15 protein-coding genes are annotated in these 16495 nt (G+C 73.8%); 8 read left to right on the top strand and 7 right to left on the bottom strand.

What is annotated here, in order from left to right; all coding sequences use genetic code 11:
• Positions 1 to 154: 154 nt before the first annotated feature.
• Positions 155 to 883 carry a TetR/AcrR family transcriptional regulator gene (locus ACFVXH_RS16400; RefSeq protein ID WP_049650671.1) on the bottom strand — a complete coding sequence of 243 codons (729 nt, stop codon included), beginning with the start codon at positions 881 to 883 and terminating at the stop codon, positions 155 to 157.
• Positions 884 to 1467: 584 nt separating this feature from the next.
• Here ACFVXH_RS16400 and ACFVXH_RS16395 point away from each other — a divergent pair.
• The 3 genes from ACFVXH_RS16395 (at position 1468) to ACFVXH_RS16385 (ending at position 4666) form a co-directional block, all read left to right on the top strand.
• Entirely contained in the window at positions 1468 to 2136 is a 669-nt protein-coding gene (locus tag ACFVXH_RS16395) for a hypothetical protein (protein WP_049650670.1), read from the top strand.
• Positions 2137 to 2330: 194 nt separating this feature from the next.
• Positions 2331 to 3212 (top strand): AAA family ATPase, encoded by an 882-nt coding sequence (locus ACFVXH_RS16390; RefSeq protein ID WP_380780564.1) that lies wholly within the window; start codon positions 2331 to 2333, stop codon positions 3210 to 3212.
• On the top strand, positions 3209 to 4666 hold the full coding sequence (locus tag ACFVXH_RS16385) for a VWA domain-containing protein (RefSeq protein ID WP_387824054.1): 1458 nt from the start codon (positions 3209 to 3211) through the stop codon (positions 4664 to 4666). The genes ACFVXH_RS16390 and ACFVXH_RS16385 overlap by 4 nt, the downstream gene beginning before the upstream one ends.
• Before the next feature lie 43 nt (positions 4667 to 4709).
• On the opposite strand, the gene ACFVXH_RS16380 is transcribed toward ACFVXH_RS16385, so the two are convergent.
• From ACFVXH_RS16380 to ACFVXH_RS16370, 3 genes are all read right to left on the bottom strand, one after another.
• Complete coding sequence (locus ACFVXH_RS16380; RefSeq protein WP_380739456.1) at positions 4710 to 5678, bottom strand: alpha/beta fold hydrolase; 969 nt, start codon at positions 5676 to 5678, stop codon at positions 4710 to 4712.
• Positions 5679 to 5865: 187 nt separating this feature from the next.
• Positions 5866 to 9357, bottom strand: a complete 3492-nt coding sequence (locus ACFVXH_RS16375; RefSeq protein ID WP_387824051.1) for a S8 family serine peptidase — start codon at positions 9355 to 9357, stop codon at positions 5866 to 5868.
• Positions 9358 to 9646: 289 nt separating this feature from the next.
• Positions 9647 to 10498 (bottom strand): siderophore-interacting protein, encoded by an 852-nt coding sequence (locus tag ACFVXH_RS16370; protein ID WP_387824048.1) that lies wholly within the window; start codon positions 10496 to 10498, stop codon positions 9647 to 9649.
• Positions 10499 to 10579: 81 nt separating this feature from the next.
• Between ACFVXH_RS16370 and ACFVXH_RS16365 the strand changes: the two genes are divergently transcribed.
• Positions 10580 to 11395, top strand: coding sequence for a TetR/AcrR family transcriptional regulator (locus tag ACFVXH_RS16365; RefSeq protein WP_387824045.1), 816 nt, complete (start codon positions 10580 to 10582; stop codon positions 11393 to 11395).
• Between the two features lie 36 nt (positions 11396 to 11431).
• Here ACFVXH_RS16365 and ACFVXH_RS16360 read toward each other — a convergent pair whose 3' ends face one another.
• Positions 11432 to 11629: a hypothetical protein gene (locus tag ACFVXH_RS16360; protein ID WP_049660802.1), complete on the bottom strand. Its 198-nt coding sequence runs from the start codon at positions 11627 to 11629 to the stop codon at positions 11432 to 11434.
• A 233-nt stretch (positions 11630 to 11862) separates the two neighbouring features.
• Here ACFVXH_RS16360 and ACFVXH_RS16355 point away from each other — a divergent pair, with 233 nt between their 5' ends.
• From ACFVXH_RS16355 to ACFVXH_RS16345, 3 genes are read left to right on the top strand one after another with little or no spacing between them, the layout of a single operon-like run.
• The gene (locus tag ACFVXH_RS16355; RefSeq protein ID WP_387824042.1) at positions 11863 to 13239 is read left to right on the top strand and encodes a D-alanyl-D-alanine carboxypeptidase family protein; all 1377 of its coding nucleotides are present in this window, start codon (positions 11863 to 11865) and stop codon (positions 13237 to 13239) included.
• Between the two features lie 19 nt (positions 13240 to 13258).
• Positions 13259 to 14044 carry a DUF4239 domain-containing protein gene (locus tag ACFVXH_RS16350; RefSeq protein WP_074003706.1) on the top strand — a complete coding sequence of 262 codons (786 nt, stop codon included), beginning with the start codon at positions 13259 to 13261 and terminating at the stop codon, positions 14042 to 14044.
• A gap of 53 nt (positions 14045 to 14097) precedes the next feature.
• A complete protein-coding gene (locus ACFVXH_RS16345) occupies positions 14098 to 14511 on the top strand; it encodes a PPOX class F420-dependent oxidoreductase (protein WP_074003707.1) in 414 nt (137 codons plus the stop codon).
• 46 nt (positions 14512 to 14557) lie between these two features.
• Here ACFVXH_RS16345 and ACFVXH_RS16340 read toward each other — a convergent pair whose 3' ends face one another.
• Positions 14558 to 15337, bottom strand: coding sequence for an MBL fold metallo-hydrolase (locus ACFVXH_RS16340; RefSeq protein ID WP_375873666.1), 780 nt, complete (start codon positions 15335 to 15337; stop codon positions 14558 to 14560).
• Between the two features lie 142 nt (positions 15338 to 15479).
• On the opposite strand from ACFVXH_RS16340, the gene ACFVXH_RS16335 reads away from it, so the two are divergent.
• Positions 15480 to 15881 (top strand): NTP pyrophosphohydrolase, encoded by a 402-nt coding sequence (locus tag ACFVXH_RS16335; protein ID WP_117486644.1) that lies wholly within the window; start codon positions 15480 to 15482, stop codon positions 15879 to 15881.
• Between the two features lie 13 nt (positions 15882 to 15894).
• Here the strand turns inward: ACFVXH_RS16335 and ACFVXH_RS16330 are convergent, their stop codons facing one another.
• Positions 15895 to 16350, bottom strand: coding sequence for a hypothetical protein (locus ACFVXH_RS16330; RefSeq protein WP_387824037.1), 456 nt, complete (start codon positions 16348 to 16350; stop codon positions 15895 to 15897).
• Between the last annotated feature and the right edge of the window lie 145 nt (positions 16351 to 16495).

Raw genomic sequence — 16495 nt, 5'->3', positions numbered from 1 at the left:
AGGCACTTGGCACGTTGTCCTGGCGCGGACAGCGTTCCCCGGCCCGACCGGGCTGTCCGCCCCTCGGCAGCGGGGCGGACCGGTCGGCGCCGGTAGGTAACTGGGAAGCTACTGCCCGGTATTGGCCGGGTCAATACAGGTGCACGAAGGATCTTCACCAATCCGCGACCCGCTTCGGCCAGTCCCGCACCCCCAGCCGCTCGGCCGCTTCCGCCGGGCCGAGGAAGGGCGACAGGCAGAACAGGCTCAACAGCGGCAGGAGCTCCAGTAGTTGTTCGGTCCGGCCGGAGTCGATCCGCCGGTAGATCGCGCTGTAGACGCCGCCGACCACGGCGTCCACCATCTCCTTCGACCCGACCCCGCCCGGAAGTTGGGGCACCTCGGCGAAGAACGAGCGGAACCTGGTCAGCAGTTGGGCCCGCTCCCGGCGGCCGGCCGGACCGACCGCCTCGATCTCGATCACCGCCATCGTGGCGAACGCCGGTGTCCCCGCCAGCAGTTGCAGCATCACGCCGAGCGCCTTCCGGATGCCCCGGCACCAGTCGGATTCGGCCGCGAAGGCCGCCGCCATCCGCCGGATCACCACGCCGGTGCCGTGCCGGTGCGCGGCCAGGAAGGCGTCCTCCTTGCCGTTGAACAGCTCGTAGAAGACCGGCCTGGTCACGCCCGCCGCGCGGCAGATGTCGCTGATCGTCGCGTGCTGGTAGCCGCGCTCGGCGACGGTCCGCACCAGCCCGTCCAGGAGTCGATCGCGCTGGGTCGCGGCGACCACGCCGGCGGGCAGCCGGCGCGGGCCCGGCTTGATCGAGCGGGCCGGATCGCGGCCGGTCCGGGCACCCGGCAGCAGGACCACGTCGGCTCCGCGGAGGTGTTTCCGATCCATCACCAACTCCTGTGTCCTGTATTGACATTGATGGAACACCGGGTTTACAACACTGACAGGTTTCCAACCGGCGGGCCAGCAGGCGCCCACCGGCCGGACCTCCGGGGGCTCCGCGGACCGGGGCGAAAGCCCGGGCCACGGGACCACGGCGGGGACGGGACCGCGACGGTGGCAGTCGTCGAGGGCCCCGACGGCACCGCACGTCCCCGACCGAACGGCGCGGTGCCGCGGTGTTCCACGCCGCCGTCCGTACGCAAGGCCACACGCAAGGCCGCACCGCAGCTCCACCGCACCGCCGTACCACCGCAGTTCCACCGCACCGCCGTACGCCCACCCTCGCGTACGTCCGCACCGCCGTACCGCACGGACGGGCCCGTGGCGCCGGGCCCGCCCGCCCTCGGCATGGGCCGAGGCATCCGGTGTGAAGACCGGAGCGCGGCCCGGAGAGCGACCCGGGGAACGGTACGACGTCTCCGGTGCGAAGCCTCCGGCACCCGCCATGCCCCTCCCCCGTCGTGCACACCACCACACCCGCACGCCGGGTTTCCCCCACCCCCGTCCACCGGACGGAGAGAGGTACCCTCATGCGCATCAGCCGCACCCTCGCCACCGCCGCCCTGGCCGCACTCGCCCTCACCGGCGCGGCCGTGACCCCCGCCCAGGCCGCCGGCGCGGTCCTGACCACCGGAAGTCCGAGCGGCCCGGACGTCGCCGTCGGCGACGTGCTGACCGCCAACCTGGTCTCCGGTACCACCGCGAACTTCAACAACAGCGCCACCGGGTCGACCGGCGTCAAGTGTGCCGCCTCCTCCTTCTCGGCGACCGTCACCGCCAACCCGGCCGCGCCGGGCAGCGCCGTCGAGCGGCTCGACACCCAGACCTTCGGCTCCTGCACCTCCAACGTCATCGGTGTCACCGGCGTCAAGAGCGTCACGGTCACCAGCCTGCCGTTCACCAACACGGTCAGCGACGCCCCTGGCAACCCGGTCAAGCTCACCCCCGGCGCGGCCGGCGTGATGGGCACCACCGTGGTGCTCAACACCATCCTGGGCAGCATCAGCTGCAACTACCAGAACAGCACCGGGATCAACGGCACCACCTCGAACACCGGCAACACCATCGGCTTCGCCGGCCAGCCGTTCGCCCTGGTGTCCGGGCCGAGCCTGTGCTTCTCGACGGGCTACTTCAGCGCCACCTACGGCCCGGTCCTCGACAGCTCCGTCGCCGGCAGCCCGGCGCTCTTCGTCAACTGACGCCGGGGCCCCCGCGGCCCGTCCTGACGACGGCGGCGTACGGCACCCTCACCGGGCCGTACGCCGCTGCACCGGACCCGTCCCCGAACCGGAACGCCCGCCCCCGACCCCGGACGCCCGCCCCCGAGACAGCGAAGTGACCGGCCGGTAGGGTGGCGCCGCACGGAGACGGCGAACCGGAACGGGGCAGACGGATGAGCGACAACGGCGGGCACGGCACGGGCTTCTTCACCTCGGTGGCGGACGCCGCCGAGCAGTTGGCCGCCACCGGCTACCTGGCCTCCACCTCCGTGGCCACCACCGTCTTCCTCGCCGACCGGCTCGGCAAGCCGCTGCTGGTCGAGGGCCCGGCCGGGGTCGGCAAGACCGAACTCGCCAAGGCGGTGGCGGCGATCGGCCGCGCCCGGCTGGTCCGGCTCCAGTGCTACGAGGGCATCGACGAGGCCCGCGCGCTCTACGAGTGGAACCACGCCAAGCAGCTGCTGCGGATCACCGCCGGCCGCGACGAGGGCTGGCAGGAGGCCCGCACCGACATCTTCGGCGAGGAGTTCCTGCTCGCCCGCCCGCTGCTCACCGCGATCCGCGGCGAGGAGCCGACCGTGCTGCTGATCGACGAGATGGACAAGGCCGACGTCGAGGTGGAGGCGCTGCTGCTGGAGGTGCTCAGCGACTTCCAGGTCACCGTCCCCGAGCTGGGCACCATCACCGCCGAGCGCCGCCCCTTCGTGCTGCTCACCTCGAACGCCACCCGCGAGCTCTCCGAGGCGCTGCGCCGCCGCTGCCTCTTCCTCCACCTCGACTACCCCGAGGCCGAGTTGGAGCGCCGCATCGTCCGGCTCAAGGTGCCCGGACTGGACGAGACGCTGGCCGAGTCGCTGGTCCGGGTGGTCGGCGCGCTGCGCGCGATGGAGCTGCGCAAGGCCCCGTCCGTCGCCGAGACCATCGACTGGGCCCGCACCCTGCTGGCGCTCGGCGCCGGCACCCTGGACGAGACGGTCGTCCGGGACACCCTCGGCGTGATCCTCAAGCACCAGGACGACGTCCGCAAGGCCGCCCAGAAGCTCACCCTCGCATGACGACGCCCCGGGAGGCCGACACCGCCGCCCGCCTCACCGGCCTGGTCCGCGCCCTGCGCGGGCACGGCCTGCGGATCGGCCCGGCCGAGACGGTGGACGCCGCCGCCGTCCTGGACGTCCTCGGCTTCGCCGACCGCGAGCAGATGCGGGCCGGCCTGGCCGCCGCCCTGCTCCGCTCGGAGGCCCAACGGACCGTCTACGACGCCGCCTTCGACCTGTTCTTCCCGCTCGGTGTCGGCACCCCGGAGGCCGTCCGGGCCGACCCGCCGCCCGTCCCCGACGACCCCGAACCGCCGCGCTTCGGCCGCCCCGACCCGCTGCGCGAGCAGCTGCGCGAGCGCCTCGCCGCCGCGCTGGCCGCCGACGACCGCGCCGCCCAGGCCCGGCTGGCCGGCGAGCTGATCGAGGCCTTCGGCCGGTACGGCACCGGAGGCTCCCCCGGCAGCGGGGGCTCCCCCGGCTCCGGCGGCTGGTCCGCCCAGCAGGCGCTCGGCCGGCTCGCCCCCGAGACGCTGCTCGCCCGCGTCCTGGCCGCCCTGCGCGAACGGCCCGGCGACCGGGGCCCCGCCGACCAGGACCTCTCCGACCGGGTACTCGCCGACGAGATCCGCCGCCGCATCCGGGACTTCCGCGCCATGGCCGCCGGCGAGGCCCGCCGCCGGGTCGCCGAGCTGCGCGGCCCCGAGCGGATCGCCGAACGCGCCGTCGCCCCCACCGCCGACCGGGTCGAATTCCTCTACGCCGGCCGCGACCAGCTCGCCGAACTGCGCCGCACCGTCCACCCGTTGGCCCGCAAACTGGCCACCCGGCTGGCCGCCCGGCGCCGCCGCGCCGCCCGCGGCGAGATCGACCTGCGCCGCACCCTGCGCCGCTCGCTGGGCACCGGTGGGGTGCCGCTGCGCCCCGCGTACCGGCGGCGCCGCCCGGCCCGCCCGGAGCTGGTGCTGCTGTGCGACGTCTCCGGCTCGGTGGCGGGCTTCGCCGACTTCACCATGCTGCTGGTGCAGGCGATGGGCGAACAGTTCAGCAAGGTCCGGGTGTTCGCCTTCGTCAACCGCACCGCCGAGGTGACCGGCCTGCTGCGCGGCGGCGACGACCCGGCACGCCTGGCCGCCCGGATCCTCGCCGAGGCCGAGGTCACGGGCTACCACGGCAACAGCGACTACGGCTCCGCACTCGGGGAGTTCGCCGAGCGGCACCTGGACGCCGTCGGCCCGCGCACCTGCGTCCTGGTCCTCGGCGACGCCAGGAACAACCACCGCGACCCCAACCCGGACGCGCTGCGCCGGATCGCCGCCCGGGCCCGCCGGGTGTTCTGGCTCAACCCCGAACAGCCCTCGCTCTGGCCGACCGGCGACTCCGCCGCCCTCGTCTACGCGGGCGTGGTGGAGATGCACTCCTGCCGCAACGCCCGCCGCCTCGGCGAGCTGATCGCCCGCCTCCTGCCGGTCTGACACCGGGCGCGGCCCCCGAGGCCGCGCCCGGTGCTCCCGCCGGCTACTTGTCCAGGTGCGCCAGGAAGTCCAGCAGAGCCTCGGTGACCTCGGCCGGGCGCTCCTGCTGCGTCCAGTGGCCGGTGTCCGGCAGCCGGACGTGCCGGTGCAGCCGGGGCGTCAGGTGCGTCAGCAGGTACTGGACCGCCTCCGGGGCGATCATCGCGTTCACCAGGTCCCGCTCGCCGACCACGAACAGCGCGGGCACGTCGATCCGCTGGCCGACGAACGCCGTCATCAGCTCGCTGTTCCGGTCGATGTTGCGGTACCAGTTGAGGCCCCCGGTGAAGGCGTTCTCGCCGTGCCGGGCGTAGTCGGCGGCGAACACGTCGAGATCCTCGTCGGTGAGCCAGTCCGGCAGGCTCTCCGGCTCCGGGACGGTGTCCAGCAGCTTCTTTCCCTCGGGGACGATCCACGGTCGCGGCTCGCCGTCGGGCTGGATGCCGCAGAGGATGCGGCGCAGGCTGGACTTGACGTCGGCCGCCAGCTCGGCGTCGGCGCGGCCCGGCTCCTGGAAGTAGATCTGGTAGAAGCCCTCGCCGAAGTTCTCCCGGGCCGCGGACAGGGTGCCGGGCCCGGCCGGCAGCGGCGGCACGCTCAGCCCGGCCACTCCGCGCACCAGGTCCGGCCGCAGCGCCGCGGCGGCCCAGGCCACCGGCGCGCCCCAGTCGTGCCCGACCACGACGGCCTTCTCCTCGCCGAGCGCGGCGATCAGCGCCGTCACGTCGCCGACCAGGTGCAGCAGGGTGTAGGCGTCGATCCGCTCGGGCTGCTCGCTGCGGGCGTACCCGCGCTGGTCCGGCGCGACGACCCGGTAGCCGGCCTCGGCGAGCGGCGCGAACTGGTGGCGCCAGGAGTACCAGCTCTCCGGGAAGCCGTGCAGCAGCAGGACCAGCGGCCCCTCGCCCTGCTCCGCGTAGTGCAGCCGTACGCCGTTCACCACGACCTCGCCGTGCTTGATCGCGTCGTTCAACTCGCAACTCCCCATCCGGTGACAACATCCGGTGACAACATCCGTTCACTCCCGACCCTGCCCAGTCGGCCGCCCCGGGAATCCCGGTGACCGAACGCGACCGAGGCCGGAAACCCGGTGACCGAACGCGGCCGAGGCCGCCCCGGAACTCCGGGACGGCCTCGGCCTGACGTTGGCTGACGTTGCGTCAGTTCACGGTGTAGCTGTACGGGATCGCCGCGAGCACCGAACCGGTGGTGTTCAGGGCGTTGTTGGCGGTGGCCACGCCGGTCGGGCCGGACACCAGGTACAGCACGCCCTTGACGGTGCTGCCCTTCGGGCCGGTCGGGGTCAGCGTCACCTGGAGCGTGCCGGTGGCACCGGGGGCGACGGTCACCGGGGTGGCGGCCGCGGCCGAGGCGTTCACCGAGGCGGCGTACGGGTCACCGGTGCTGGAGGTCAGCGCCGGGTCGAAGGCCTGGGTGTGCGCGGTGGCCGTGATGGTGGAGGTGCCGGCCGGCGCGCCGCCGGTGCCGAACGGGCCGATCTGCTGGACGAAGGTGCTCCAGGTGCCGGGGACGACCGGCTGCTCGGCGGTGCCGTTGTCGGTGACGACCGAGACGGTGGAGCCGTCCTGGGCCTTCTTCAGGTCGCCGAACAGGTCCGGCGAGCCGGTGGTGGCGCTCAGCTCGATCTGCGCCGGCGTCGAGGACGCCGCCACGGCCTTGAGCCGGTCGGTGCCCGGCGGCACCAGGAAGGACGGCACCGCGGAGCTGAGGCTCAGCGGCAGGGTGACGGTCGCCGAGGTGCCCTGCGGCACCAGCGGCACGTCCACCCGGCGGTCCAGCCGGCCGTCGGCCGCGATCCGCTGGGTCGCGACGGTGTTGTTGGTGTAGTTCACCTGGACGGTGACCGGCTTGCCGGCCGCCAGCCTGGTGCGGACGTCGTTCGGCAGACCGGCCGCGGTGGCCTGGTTCTGGTTGAACGCGATGGTGCCGGTGAAGTCCTGGGCGAGCTCCTGGCCGCTGACCGGGCCGAGCACGTTCAGGACGAACCGCCAGCGGCCGGCGGCCGGGTTGACGGCGGTGGCCGAGACGCCGTTGCCGGTGCCCGCCAGGTTGCCCTGGGCGTCGAACTGCCCGTTGCCCTCGATGTCGACCGGGGTGCCGTTCGGGCTGATCAGCGCGCCCTGCATGAGCAGCTTCGGGTCCTTGCCGACGGTCAGTCCGACCCGCAGGTCCTTCTGGCCCTTCGGGACGTCGAAGGCGTACGAGAAGCTCTGCGTCGGCGAGGCGCTGCGGCCGTTGCCACCGGTGATGGTGCCGGTGAAGGTGCCCTTGCCCTGGTTGACCGGGACGAGGCTGCGCAGCACGACCGGGACGCTGGTGGTGTTGCCGTTGGAACCGGAGACCAGGACGGCCTCGCTGGAGTCGCCGCTGGTGGCCGGGGTGGTGAGCTGGACCTTGAGGGTCTTGGTCTGGCCCGGCTTCAGGTCGGTCGTGCCGGGGCTCACGGTGCCGGCCGGCACCGCGCGCTGGGTGGCGGTGCCGAGCTCGACGGCGCCGTTGTAGCCGGCCTGGCCGGCCGGGGTGTAGAGGACGGCGGTCCACTCGCCGGCCACCGGGTGCGGGACGTCCACCAGGCCGAAGTTGGCCGGGGTGGCGCCGCCCTGCGGACGGGTGTTGGTCTCGAAGCGGCCCGAGGGGTCGAGCAGCGTCATCCGGACCACCGGCCCGTTGGTGACCGGGTTGGGCGCGCCCTGCCAGGCGATCGAGGCCGCGAGGCGGTCGGCGCCGGCCGGGACGGTGAACTTGACCTGCTTCTGCACCCAGTCCGCGCCGTTGGTCGCGTACTTGAAGGTGTCCTTCGAGGACGGGTCCAGCTGGACGGTCTGCCGGTTGCTCGACTGCGGCGCGAAGCCGCGCGTCGTGGCGCTCACCGTCTGGGTGCTGTCACTGGTGTTGGTGACGGACACGTCGGCGGTGTGGGTCGAGCCGGGGGCGCCGGCGATGTCGACCTGGCCGGTGTTGACCACGACGGTCTTCGCACCGTCGGTGCCGTCCCCGTCGTCGTAGCCGCGGGCGGCCTCGACGGCGGCGCGGACGTTCAGCAGGCCGGCGCCCTGCTCCTCGGCCGGCACGCCGAGGTCGGTGGCGGTGCCGGTGAGGAACTTCTTCACCAGCGCCGGGGCGGGCGAGTCGCCGCCGTGGGTGTCGCGGTAGGCCTGGATGACCAGGGCCGCGGCGCCGGTGACGAACGGGGCCGACTGGCTGGTGCCGCCGAACGGCTGGATCGGCGAGGGCTGCCCGTTGTAGCCCGTGCAGTCCGTGTACTTGCTGGTGTCGGGCGTGCACAGCGCCCAGTCCGACTCGCCCGGCGCGACCAGGTCGACGGTCCGGCCGGCCTGGGTGAAGCCGCCCGAGGAGAGCGCGGAGATGCGGCTGTTGCTCCAGGTCTTGTTGGAGAACTGGGAGGCCGCGTAACCGGTCTGCTGGTAGTTCTGGTTGTCCGTCGAGGCGCCGACCGCGATCACGGACGGGTCGGTGGCCGGGGTGCCGATCGTGCCGCTGAGGCCGGCGTCACCGGTGGAGACCGCGACGGTGACACCGGCCTTGACGGCCTGCTCGTTGAAGAGCGAGATGGTGTCGTGCGCGCCGCTGTCCGGGGTGACGTTGCCGCCGAAGGACTCGTTCAGCACGTCCACGTGGGCGACCCGCACCGCGTAGTCGATCGACTGGAGGATCGACGAGTTGGACATCATCTCGCCGCCGGCCTTCAGCGCGACCAGGTCGGCGTCCGGGGCGAGGCCGCGGATGCGGATGTTGCAGCCGGCCGGCAGCGGGTGCGAGGAGTTGACGAACTTGGAGACGTCGTAGACCTGGCGGCCCTGGGCGATGACCGCCGAGGCGTCGCCGAAGGCCTCGGCCGCGCCGGTCGGCGCGTCCCAGCCGTCGCCCGCGAAGTCCTGGTAGTCGACCACGGCGTGCGAGCCGTCGGCCCGGATGAAGTCCGGGTTGTTCGGGTCGAGGCCGTCCGCGATGTAGGCGACCTTGACGCCCTTGCCGGTGGCGAGGTCCTCCACGCCGGGCTTGCCGTTGCCGGTGACGGCCCGGGTCGAGTAGAGGCCCTCGGGCTCCAGCAGCGGCTTGGCCGGGTCGGCGGGGCAGACCGTGTTGGTCGCGTTCTCCTCCGCCCCCTGGCCGTTACTGCCCGAAACGGCCTGCGGAGCGGCGTCGGCCTTGGGCGCCTTGGCGGCGGCGGTGTCCTTGGCCGCCTTCGCCTTGGCGGCGGCCGGCGGGGCGACCTGGACCTGGGCGTCCGCCACCACGGAGGAGACGGCCGGGTCGGCCTGGAGCTGGGCCCGCAGGGCGGGGCTGACCGTGGCCGAGAAGGCGTTGCCGACCACGAAACTCTTGATATCGGTGCCGCCGCCGGCCTTGACCTTGTTCAGCAGCGGCGCCTGTGCGTCGGCGGTCTTCTGCTGCCGGGCGCCGAGGTGGCCGTGGTCGGCCGGGGCGTCCGCGATCTGGTCCTTCATGATGACGATCACCGGCACCGGGGACCCGTCCGTGGACGCCGCCTGGGCGTTCTGCGGTTCGGGGGCCGGGGCCGCGGTCGCGATGGTCCCGAGGCTCAGGACCATGGACGCGGCGGTCACCGTGACGGCGGCCGCTAGCTGGGTTTTCCGCCAGCCGATCATATAAATCCTCTCGTCAGATGGACAGCTGACGCATTCCAACGCACCTGAGAGGATCACGACAAGGGGGTAAATCCCCATCAGAAAGTAAAGTTGACCATCAATCAGTAAAATTCGGAGAGGAAATCGGGTCGAATCCGCATCTTTCAGCCGATCGGCCCTTGCCGGATCCGGACGGCCGGCACGGGAGAGCCCCGGCGGACTCCCTTCCCACGCCGCCGCCCGGCGAAACGGCCGCCACCGCGCCCGGGCGTCCCGCGGCGGGAGCCGCGGCGGGACGCCCGGCCCGGTCTCAGGTGCCGGCCAGCCGCTCCTGAGCGTCCGCCAGGTCCTCGGCGGTGGGCGCGTCGTCCTGCGTCAGCCGGTGGCGCCAGTAGCCGGTGAAGTCGATGTCCTCCTTCGGCACCCCCTGCTCCTCGATCAGGAGCCGGCGGACCTCCCGGACCGCCCCCGCTTCCCCGGCCAGCCAGACGAAGGGCTCACCCCCCGGCAGCACGCCGTCCCGGAACGCCTCGGTCAGCACGGTGCCCGGGGCCGCGCCGTCGCGGTACAGCCACTCCACCTCCAGCTCGGCGCGGCTCTCCAGCTCCTGGCGTTCCGCCTGGTCGGCGACCTCGATCCACACGTACGCCCGCACCCCCTCGGGCAGCACCCCGAGCAGCGTCGCGAGCGCCGGCAGCGCGGTCTCGTCGCCCGCCAGCAGCACCCAGTCGGCCTCCGTGGCGGCCTCGACGAAGGGGACCTGCGGGGCGTACAGCGCGGAGGGGCCGACCATCCCGAGCCGGTCCCCCGGCGCGGCCCGCTCCGCCCAGGCGGCGGCCGGGCCGGAGTCCCCGTGCAGCACGAAGTCGATCTCGACCAGCCGGGTGCCGGGCCGCCGGCCGCGCAGGGTGAAGCTGCGCAGCAGCGGGCGCTCGGCCTCGGGGATCGCCAGGTAGGCCTGGTACCAGCCCATCGGGTCGTCCTGCCGGACGGGCAGCACCGGCTCGCGCTGCCCGGGGCGCGGGAAGCAGAGCTTCAGCTGCTGGTCCGGGGCGGTCCCGACGGCGTCGGGGAGTTCCTCGGCGGCGAAGGTGATCCGGGCGGTGCGCGGCGTGATCCGGCGGACCTCGACGACCTCGACGAAGGTGACGGGCAATGTCATCGCGAAACCCCTTCGATTGGTAACCTTACGGCATAAAGAGTTGCCGTCGGAGCGATACTTTACGCCATAAGGAGATGTCGGATGACCGTCTACGCCGGACAGGGCGACGCCCACCGCGCGCTCGCCCTGCTCTGGGGCGCGCCCGAGGAGCCGCGCGCCGGGCGCAGCGGCCCCAAGCCGGGCCTGAGCGTCGACGCGATCGTGTCCGCCGGAATCGCGGTGGCCGACGCCGAGGGCATGGCCGCGCTGTCGATGCGCGCCGTGGGCGAACGGCTCGGCCGCACCGCGATGGCGCTCTACACCTATGTGCCCGGCAAGGCCGAACTGCTCGACCTGATGCACGACCGGGCGCTCGCCGAACTCGCCACCGAACCCCCCTCGGGAGTTCCCGCCGAATTCCCCGGCGGACTCCCGGTGGCCGACACCTGGCGGGAAGCCGTCACCGCCTGGGCCGAGGCCCTGTACGCCTGCTACCTGCGCCACCCCTGGGTGCTCCAGGTCTCACAGGCCCGGCCGGTCCTCGGCCCCGCCGAACTCGCCGCGATGGAGGCGCTGTTGCGCGCACTGCGGCCGGCCGGCCTGGCGCCGGCGCGGCTGCGCGGGGCGGTCGCCGCGCTCTGGCAGTTCGTCCGCGGCCTGGCCGCCACCACCGCCGACGCGCGCGGCGCGGCCGCCGCCACCGGGATCGCCGACGAGGACTGGTGGGCCACCCGCTCCGCCCGACTCGCCGAGCTGGCACCGGACTTCGCGGAGCGCTTCCCCCTGCTCGTCGCCCTGCAGAGCACCGGCGGCGGCGCCCCCGAGGACGGCCACCGGGAGGCCTTCCGCGCCGGGCTCGCCGTCCTGCTCGACGGCATCGCGGCGGGGGCGCCCTCAGACGATCCGGGCGTGCGCTGACCGTGCCGGGCGCGTTCCAGCCCTGCCGCGCATCCGCTAACCGTGCCGGGCGGCGGGGAGCGCCAGCAGGACACCCAGCACCACCAGGGTGGAGTACCCGGCGATCTCGTGGCCGGCCGGCACCAGGACCCGGACGAAGCCGAACAGCCGGAAGCCCTCGATCCAGGTGGACAGCAGGCCGGAGGCGCCGCCGACGATCAACACGGAGCCGAGGTAGCCGAGCAGGGTCTTCATGCTCCCGAGCCTAGGAATCCGGCCCTCCGCCGGACATCCGACTTTCGGTGCGGGCCGGCGCCACCAAAGTCGTCCCTTCCACGCGGCTCCGACCCGGCTCCGGACGGTTCCTCACCGCCCGGCCCGACTCCGGACGGCTCAGCCCGACTCCGGACGGCTCCGGACGGCTCAGCCCGGCTCCGGACGGAGCAGCAGGCCCGGCGGCCCGGCGGCGGCGCGGGTACGTTCGCCGTGTGTTCCCCACCCGCACACCCCTGAAGTCGCCCTCCGCCGCCGTGACCGCGGCCGGAGCCGCCGCCTGCGCCGTCCTGGTCCTCGCCGTCACCGCCCCGGTCTCCCTCGCCCAGGACTCCGTCCCCGCCGTCGGCGGGGAGCGGCTCGGCCGCCCGGCCGTCCAGGTCGCGCCGCTGGCCGGGGCGCCCGCGCTGCCGTCCGACCTGACCGGCCGCTCCTGGCTGGTCGCCGACGCGGCCACCGGCGAGGTGCTCGCCGCCCGCGACGCCCACCTTCCGCTGCCCCCGGCCAGCACCCTCAAGATGCTGTTCGCGGACACCGTGCTGCCCAAGCTCGACCGCACCACCGAGCACAAGGTCACCACGACCGAGCTCGCCAGCCTCGGCGCCGGCAGCAGCCTGGTCGGCGTCAAGGAGAACCTGCCGTACCGGGTCGAGGACCTCTGGCGGGGCGTCTTCCTCAGCTCCGGCAACGACGCCGTCCACGTCCTCGCCCACATGAACGGCGGCATCCAGCAGACCGTCACCGAGATGCAGGAGCGCGCCCGGGCGCTCCAGGCCCGCGACACCAAGGTCGTCTCCCCCGACGGCTACGACATGGACGGCCAGGTCTCCTCCGCCTACGACCTCACGCTCTTCGCCCGGGCCGGCCTGCGCAACGCCGACTTCCGCTCCTACTGCGCCACCCGCACCGCGCGCTTCCCCGGCGGACTGGACAAGCTCACCGGCCAGCGCACCAGCTTCGACATCGCCAACACCGACCGGCTGCTCGGCAAGTACCCCGGCCTGATCGGCGTCAAGAACGGCTACACCACCAACGCGGGCGCCACCTTCACCGGCGCCGCCGAACGCGACGGCCGCACCCTGCTGGTGACGGTGATGCACCCGGACGCGCAGGGCAGGGTCTACGACGAGGCCGCCAGCCTGCTCGACTGGGGCTTCGCGGCCGCCGGGAAGGTCCAGCCGGTCGGCAAGCTGGTCGACGACACCGCCGCCCCCGCCCCCGCCGGGCCGTCCGCCGCCGCTGGCGGGGCCGAGGCCGGCGAGCAGTTGCCGCCCTGGTCCCGTCCGCCGCTGACCAGCGGCTCCGGCTCGGGCCTCGCCCCCGCCGTCTGGACCGCCGCCGTCCTCGCCACCGCCCTCGCCGCCTGGGCCACCGCCCGCGTCACCGCCCGCCGCCGCACCGCGTCCGCCGCGTCCGCCCCGGCGTACGACGGGGGCGGGGCGACCGCCGTCGGGGGCGCCACCGGCGCCACCGGCGTCGGCGGCCACGGCCGGCACCGCCTCACCCGCCGCGCCCGCACCCTGCTCCGCACCGCCCGTACCGGCGGGCCTCCCCGTACCACCCGCGGGCCCCGCGGGACCACACCCGACTGACCGGCGAGGACGGACGGCCGTGGAACTCTGGCTGCTGAACCACTTCTCCACCACCGAGCTCACGTTCCTGGTCGTCGGCGGCTTCGTCGTCCTGGCCGTGGCCTGCAGCCTCCTCACCACCCGCCGCTTCCCCGCCCTCACCGGTGGCGAGAACAACGACATGGTCGGCGTGGTGCTCGGCATGTTCGGGGCGATCTACGGCATCATCCTCGCCTTCGTCATCGTCAACCTGTGGACCGAGCTCCAGGACACCCAGAAGGTGGTCTCCACCGAGGCGACGTCGATCTCCCAGATCGCCCGCGACGCCAAGGCCTTCCCGCCCGACGTCCAGACCGCCGTGAACGCCTCGATCCACGACTACGTGCACGCCGTGGTCGAGCAGCAGTGGCCGCTGATGAGGGCCGGCCGCGGCGACTTCACAGTGACGGCCACCAAGGTGGACCGGATGTACCAGGTGCTGCGCGAGTACGAGCCCCAGTCCCAGTCCGAACAGGCCTTCTACACCGAGGCGTTGGGCAGCCTCAACGACGCGGTCGGGCAGCGCCGGGACCGGATCAACGAGAGCCGCAACGAACTGCCGGTCCTGCTCCAGGTGCTGATCGTGGGCGGCGCGCTGGTGATCCTCGCGCTGACCCTGCTGTACGGGCTGCGCAGCCCGAAGGTACGGCTGCTGTTCGTCGGCTCGGTGGCCGCGCTGATCGGGTTCAGCCTGCTGCTGGTCCTGGTGCTGGACCGACCCTTCGCCGGGGACCTCAGCGTGAGCCCGACACCCTTCAAGGAGAGCGCGCTGGCGCAGTTCTGGTGACCGCCCGTCTCCGCTGCCCGGGATGGTGCCCGGGGCCCTCTAGACTTCCGGCCATGACCACGCCCGACCCCTCCGCCGCGGACCGGCTCGCCCGGATCGTCCAGCTCTCCTCCGGGAGCTACCTGCTCGTCACCACGTACAGGAAGGACGGCACCACCGTGCCGACCCCGGTGTGGGTGGTGCGCGACGGGGAGGCGCTCGGGGTCTGGACCGTCGCGGACTCCTGGAAGGTCAAGCGGATCCGCAACCGCGCCGACGTGCTGGTCGGCCCGTGCGACGTCAAGGGCCGCCCGACCGGCGAGCAGTACCCCGCCACCGCCGAGCTCCTCGGCCCCGAGCGCACCGCCGCCTACCGCACCCTGCTGCGCCAGAAGTACGGCCTGCTCGGCGTGCTCACCCTGCTCGGCAGCCGGCTGCGCCGCGGCGAGCGCGGCACCGTCGGCATCCGGATCACGCTGACGGACTGAGCGCTGACGGACCGAGCGCCGACGGACTGAGCGCCGACGGACCGGGCTACGGGTGCGGGCCCGCCAGTGCGCTGGGCAGCCCGACGAACCCCGACTCCGGCCCGAACCGCTCCTCCAGCCCGTCCGCCAGGGCGGTCAGCGCGGCCGCGCCGTCGCCGTGGAAGGACGAGCCGTGCATCACCGCCAGGGTGCGCGGGCGCAGCTCGGCGAGAGAGCGCAGCGCGGTCGCGGCGGCCGTCAGGCAGGAGGTCTGGCGGAACAGCCCCTCGGATTCCAGGGCCGATTCGACCAGGTCGGCGTCGGTGACGGCGGGCCCGTTGCCGAGGTGGGTGAACAGGTCGCCGCAGAACAGGGTGCGGGTCTGCTCCTCGAACAGCACCCGCGCCTCCCAGCCGTGCGGCACGTGCGCGGTGTTGATGTTGCGCACCCGGCGGCGCACCTGGCGCCCGCCGAGGTCCAGCACCTCGCCGTCGTCCATCGGCACCGGCGGGCGGTCGGCCAGGTCGTTCAGCGAGACCAGGCAGCCGAGCGTGTTGTGCGCGACCCGCGCGTGCGGGGCCGCGGCGAGGAACTCGTTCATCGCCCCGCACTCGTCCGCCTCGACGTGCCCGAAGGTCACCCACCGCAGCCGCTCCACCGGCAGCACCCGGCCGACCGCCTCGGACACCGCCGGGAACAACGAGCGCATCCCGGTGTGGAAGATCAGCGGCTCCTCGGCGTCGACCAGGAACTGGTTGAAGGTGAACCCGGCGGGCGGGGCGATCTCCGGGACGAAGGTCGAGATCCGGTAGATGCGTTCGGCGATCTCGTCGATGCGTGTGTCCATGGGCCCGTTGCCTACCCGAGCCGCCCGGGACCGGCGCTCAGGCGGCACCGGACATGCCGCCCGCGTCGCCGGTTCGGCCGAGCGGCGCGGCTCCGACCGGGCACCGCGGAACCCGGCCTGGCGGCGTGGCAGGCTGGCGGCCATGGACGAGAACGAGGCCGGGCCGCTCCCGCTGCTGGTGGTGGACGGCGCGAACGTGGTCGGATCGGTGCCGGACGGCTGGTGGCGCGACCGGCGGGGCGCCGCCGAGCGGCTGCGGGACGCGCTGGTGGCCGTCGCCGAGCGGGGCGTGCCGGAGCACCCCGGCCCGTTGGAGGTGGTGCTGGTCGTCGAGGGCGCGGCCCGGGGGGTGGACGGCGTGCCCGGAGTACGGGTGGTGGCGGCGAGCGGCAGCGGCGACGACCGGATCGTGGAGCTGGTCCGGGCCGAGAAGACCCGAGACCCCGCCCGCACCTGCCTGGTCGCCACCGCCGACCGCGAACTGCGGGCCCGGGTCGGCGTGTCGGGTGCCACCGCCATCGGGCCGCGCAGCGTTCGGCCGTAGCCCTGCGATATGTCTAGTCGGCCTGGGTGGCGTACATGCCCCAGTGGATCGACGGGTCCGAGGTGTGCGCGGTGAACAGCAGATCCCGGCCCGGGCGGGCGGGGACCTCCACCGAGCCGACGCCGGTGGAGTCGACCGGGCACTGGACCGTGAAGTCGACCGGCGCCGCACCGCCGATGTGCACGTCCACCGAGCCGCCGCCCCGGCAGCCGAGCGTGAACGTGAACGGCTGCGACGGGTTCACCGAGGCCGTCACGGCGCCGCCGTCGCCGATCCAGTCCGGTATCCAGATCAGCCCCTCCGGCCCCGGGTGCGGCAGGATCTCGCCCGTCCCCGGCTGGCCGGGAACCGCGGCGGGCGCCTCGGCCCCGCTCCCGGCCGGCTGCGCCACCGCCGTCCCGGCGAGGGCGAGCACCGCCCCCATCGCCCCGGCCACCGCCGCGAAGCCGTGCTTCCCCGTACGCTTCATCGCTGGTTCCCCCTTCGGTGTTCCTCGGTCCGCACGCCCGGTGTTCGGCGTGCGGAGCAAACCTACGACGCCCCACCGACAAGGGACACCCGCCGGGGCGCCGCCCGGCGGAGCGGCCTGGCACCGCCGGTTCGGGAACGTACGG

It is taken from the genome of Kitasatospora sp. NPDC058184 (genome assembly GCF_042883725.1).
Classification (GTDB): domain Bacteria; phylum Actinomycetota; class Actinomycetes; order Streptomycetales; family Streptomycetaceae; genus Kitasatospora.
The sequence above is the reverse complement of the archived record's forward strand: the minus strand, read 5'-3'. Positions and strand labels throughout refer to the sequence as shown.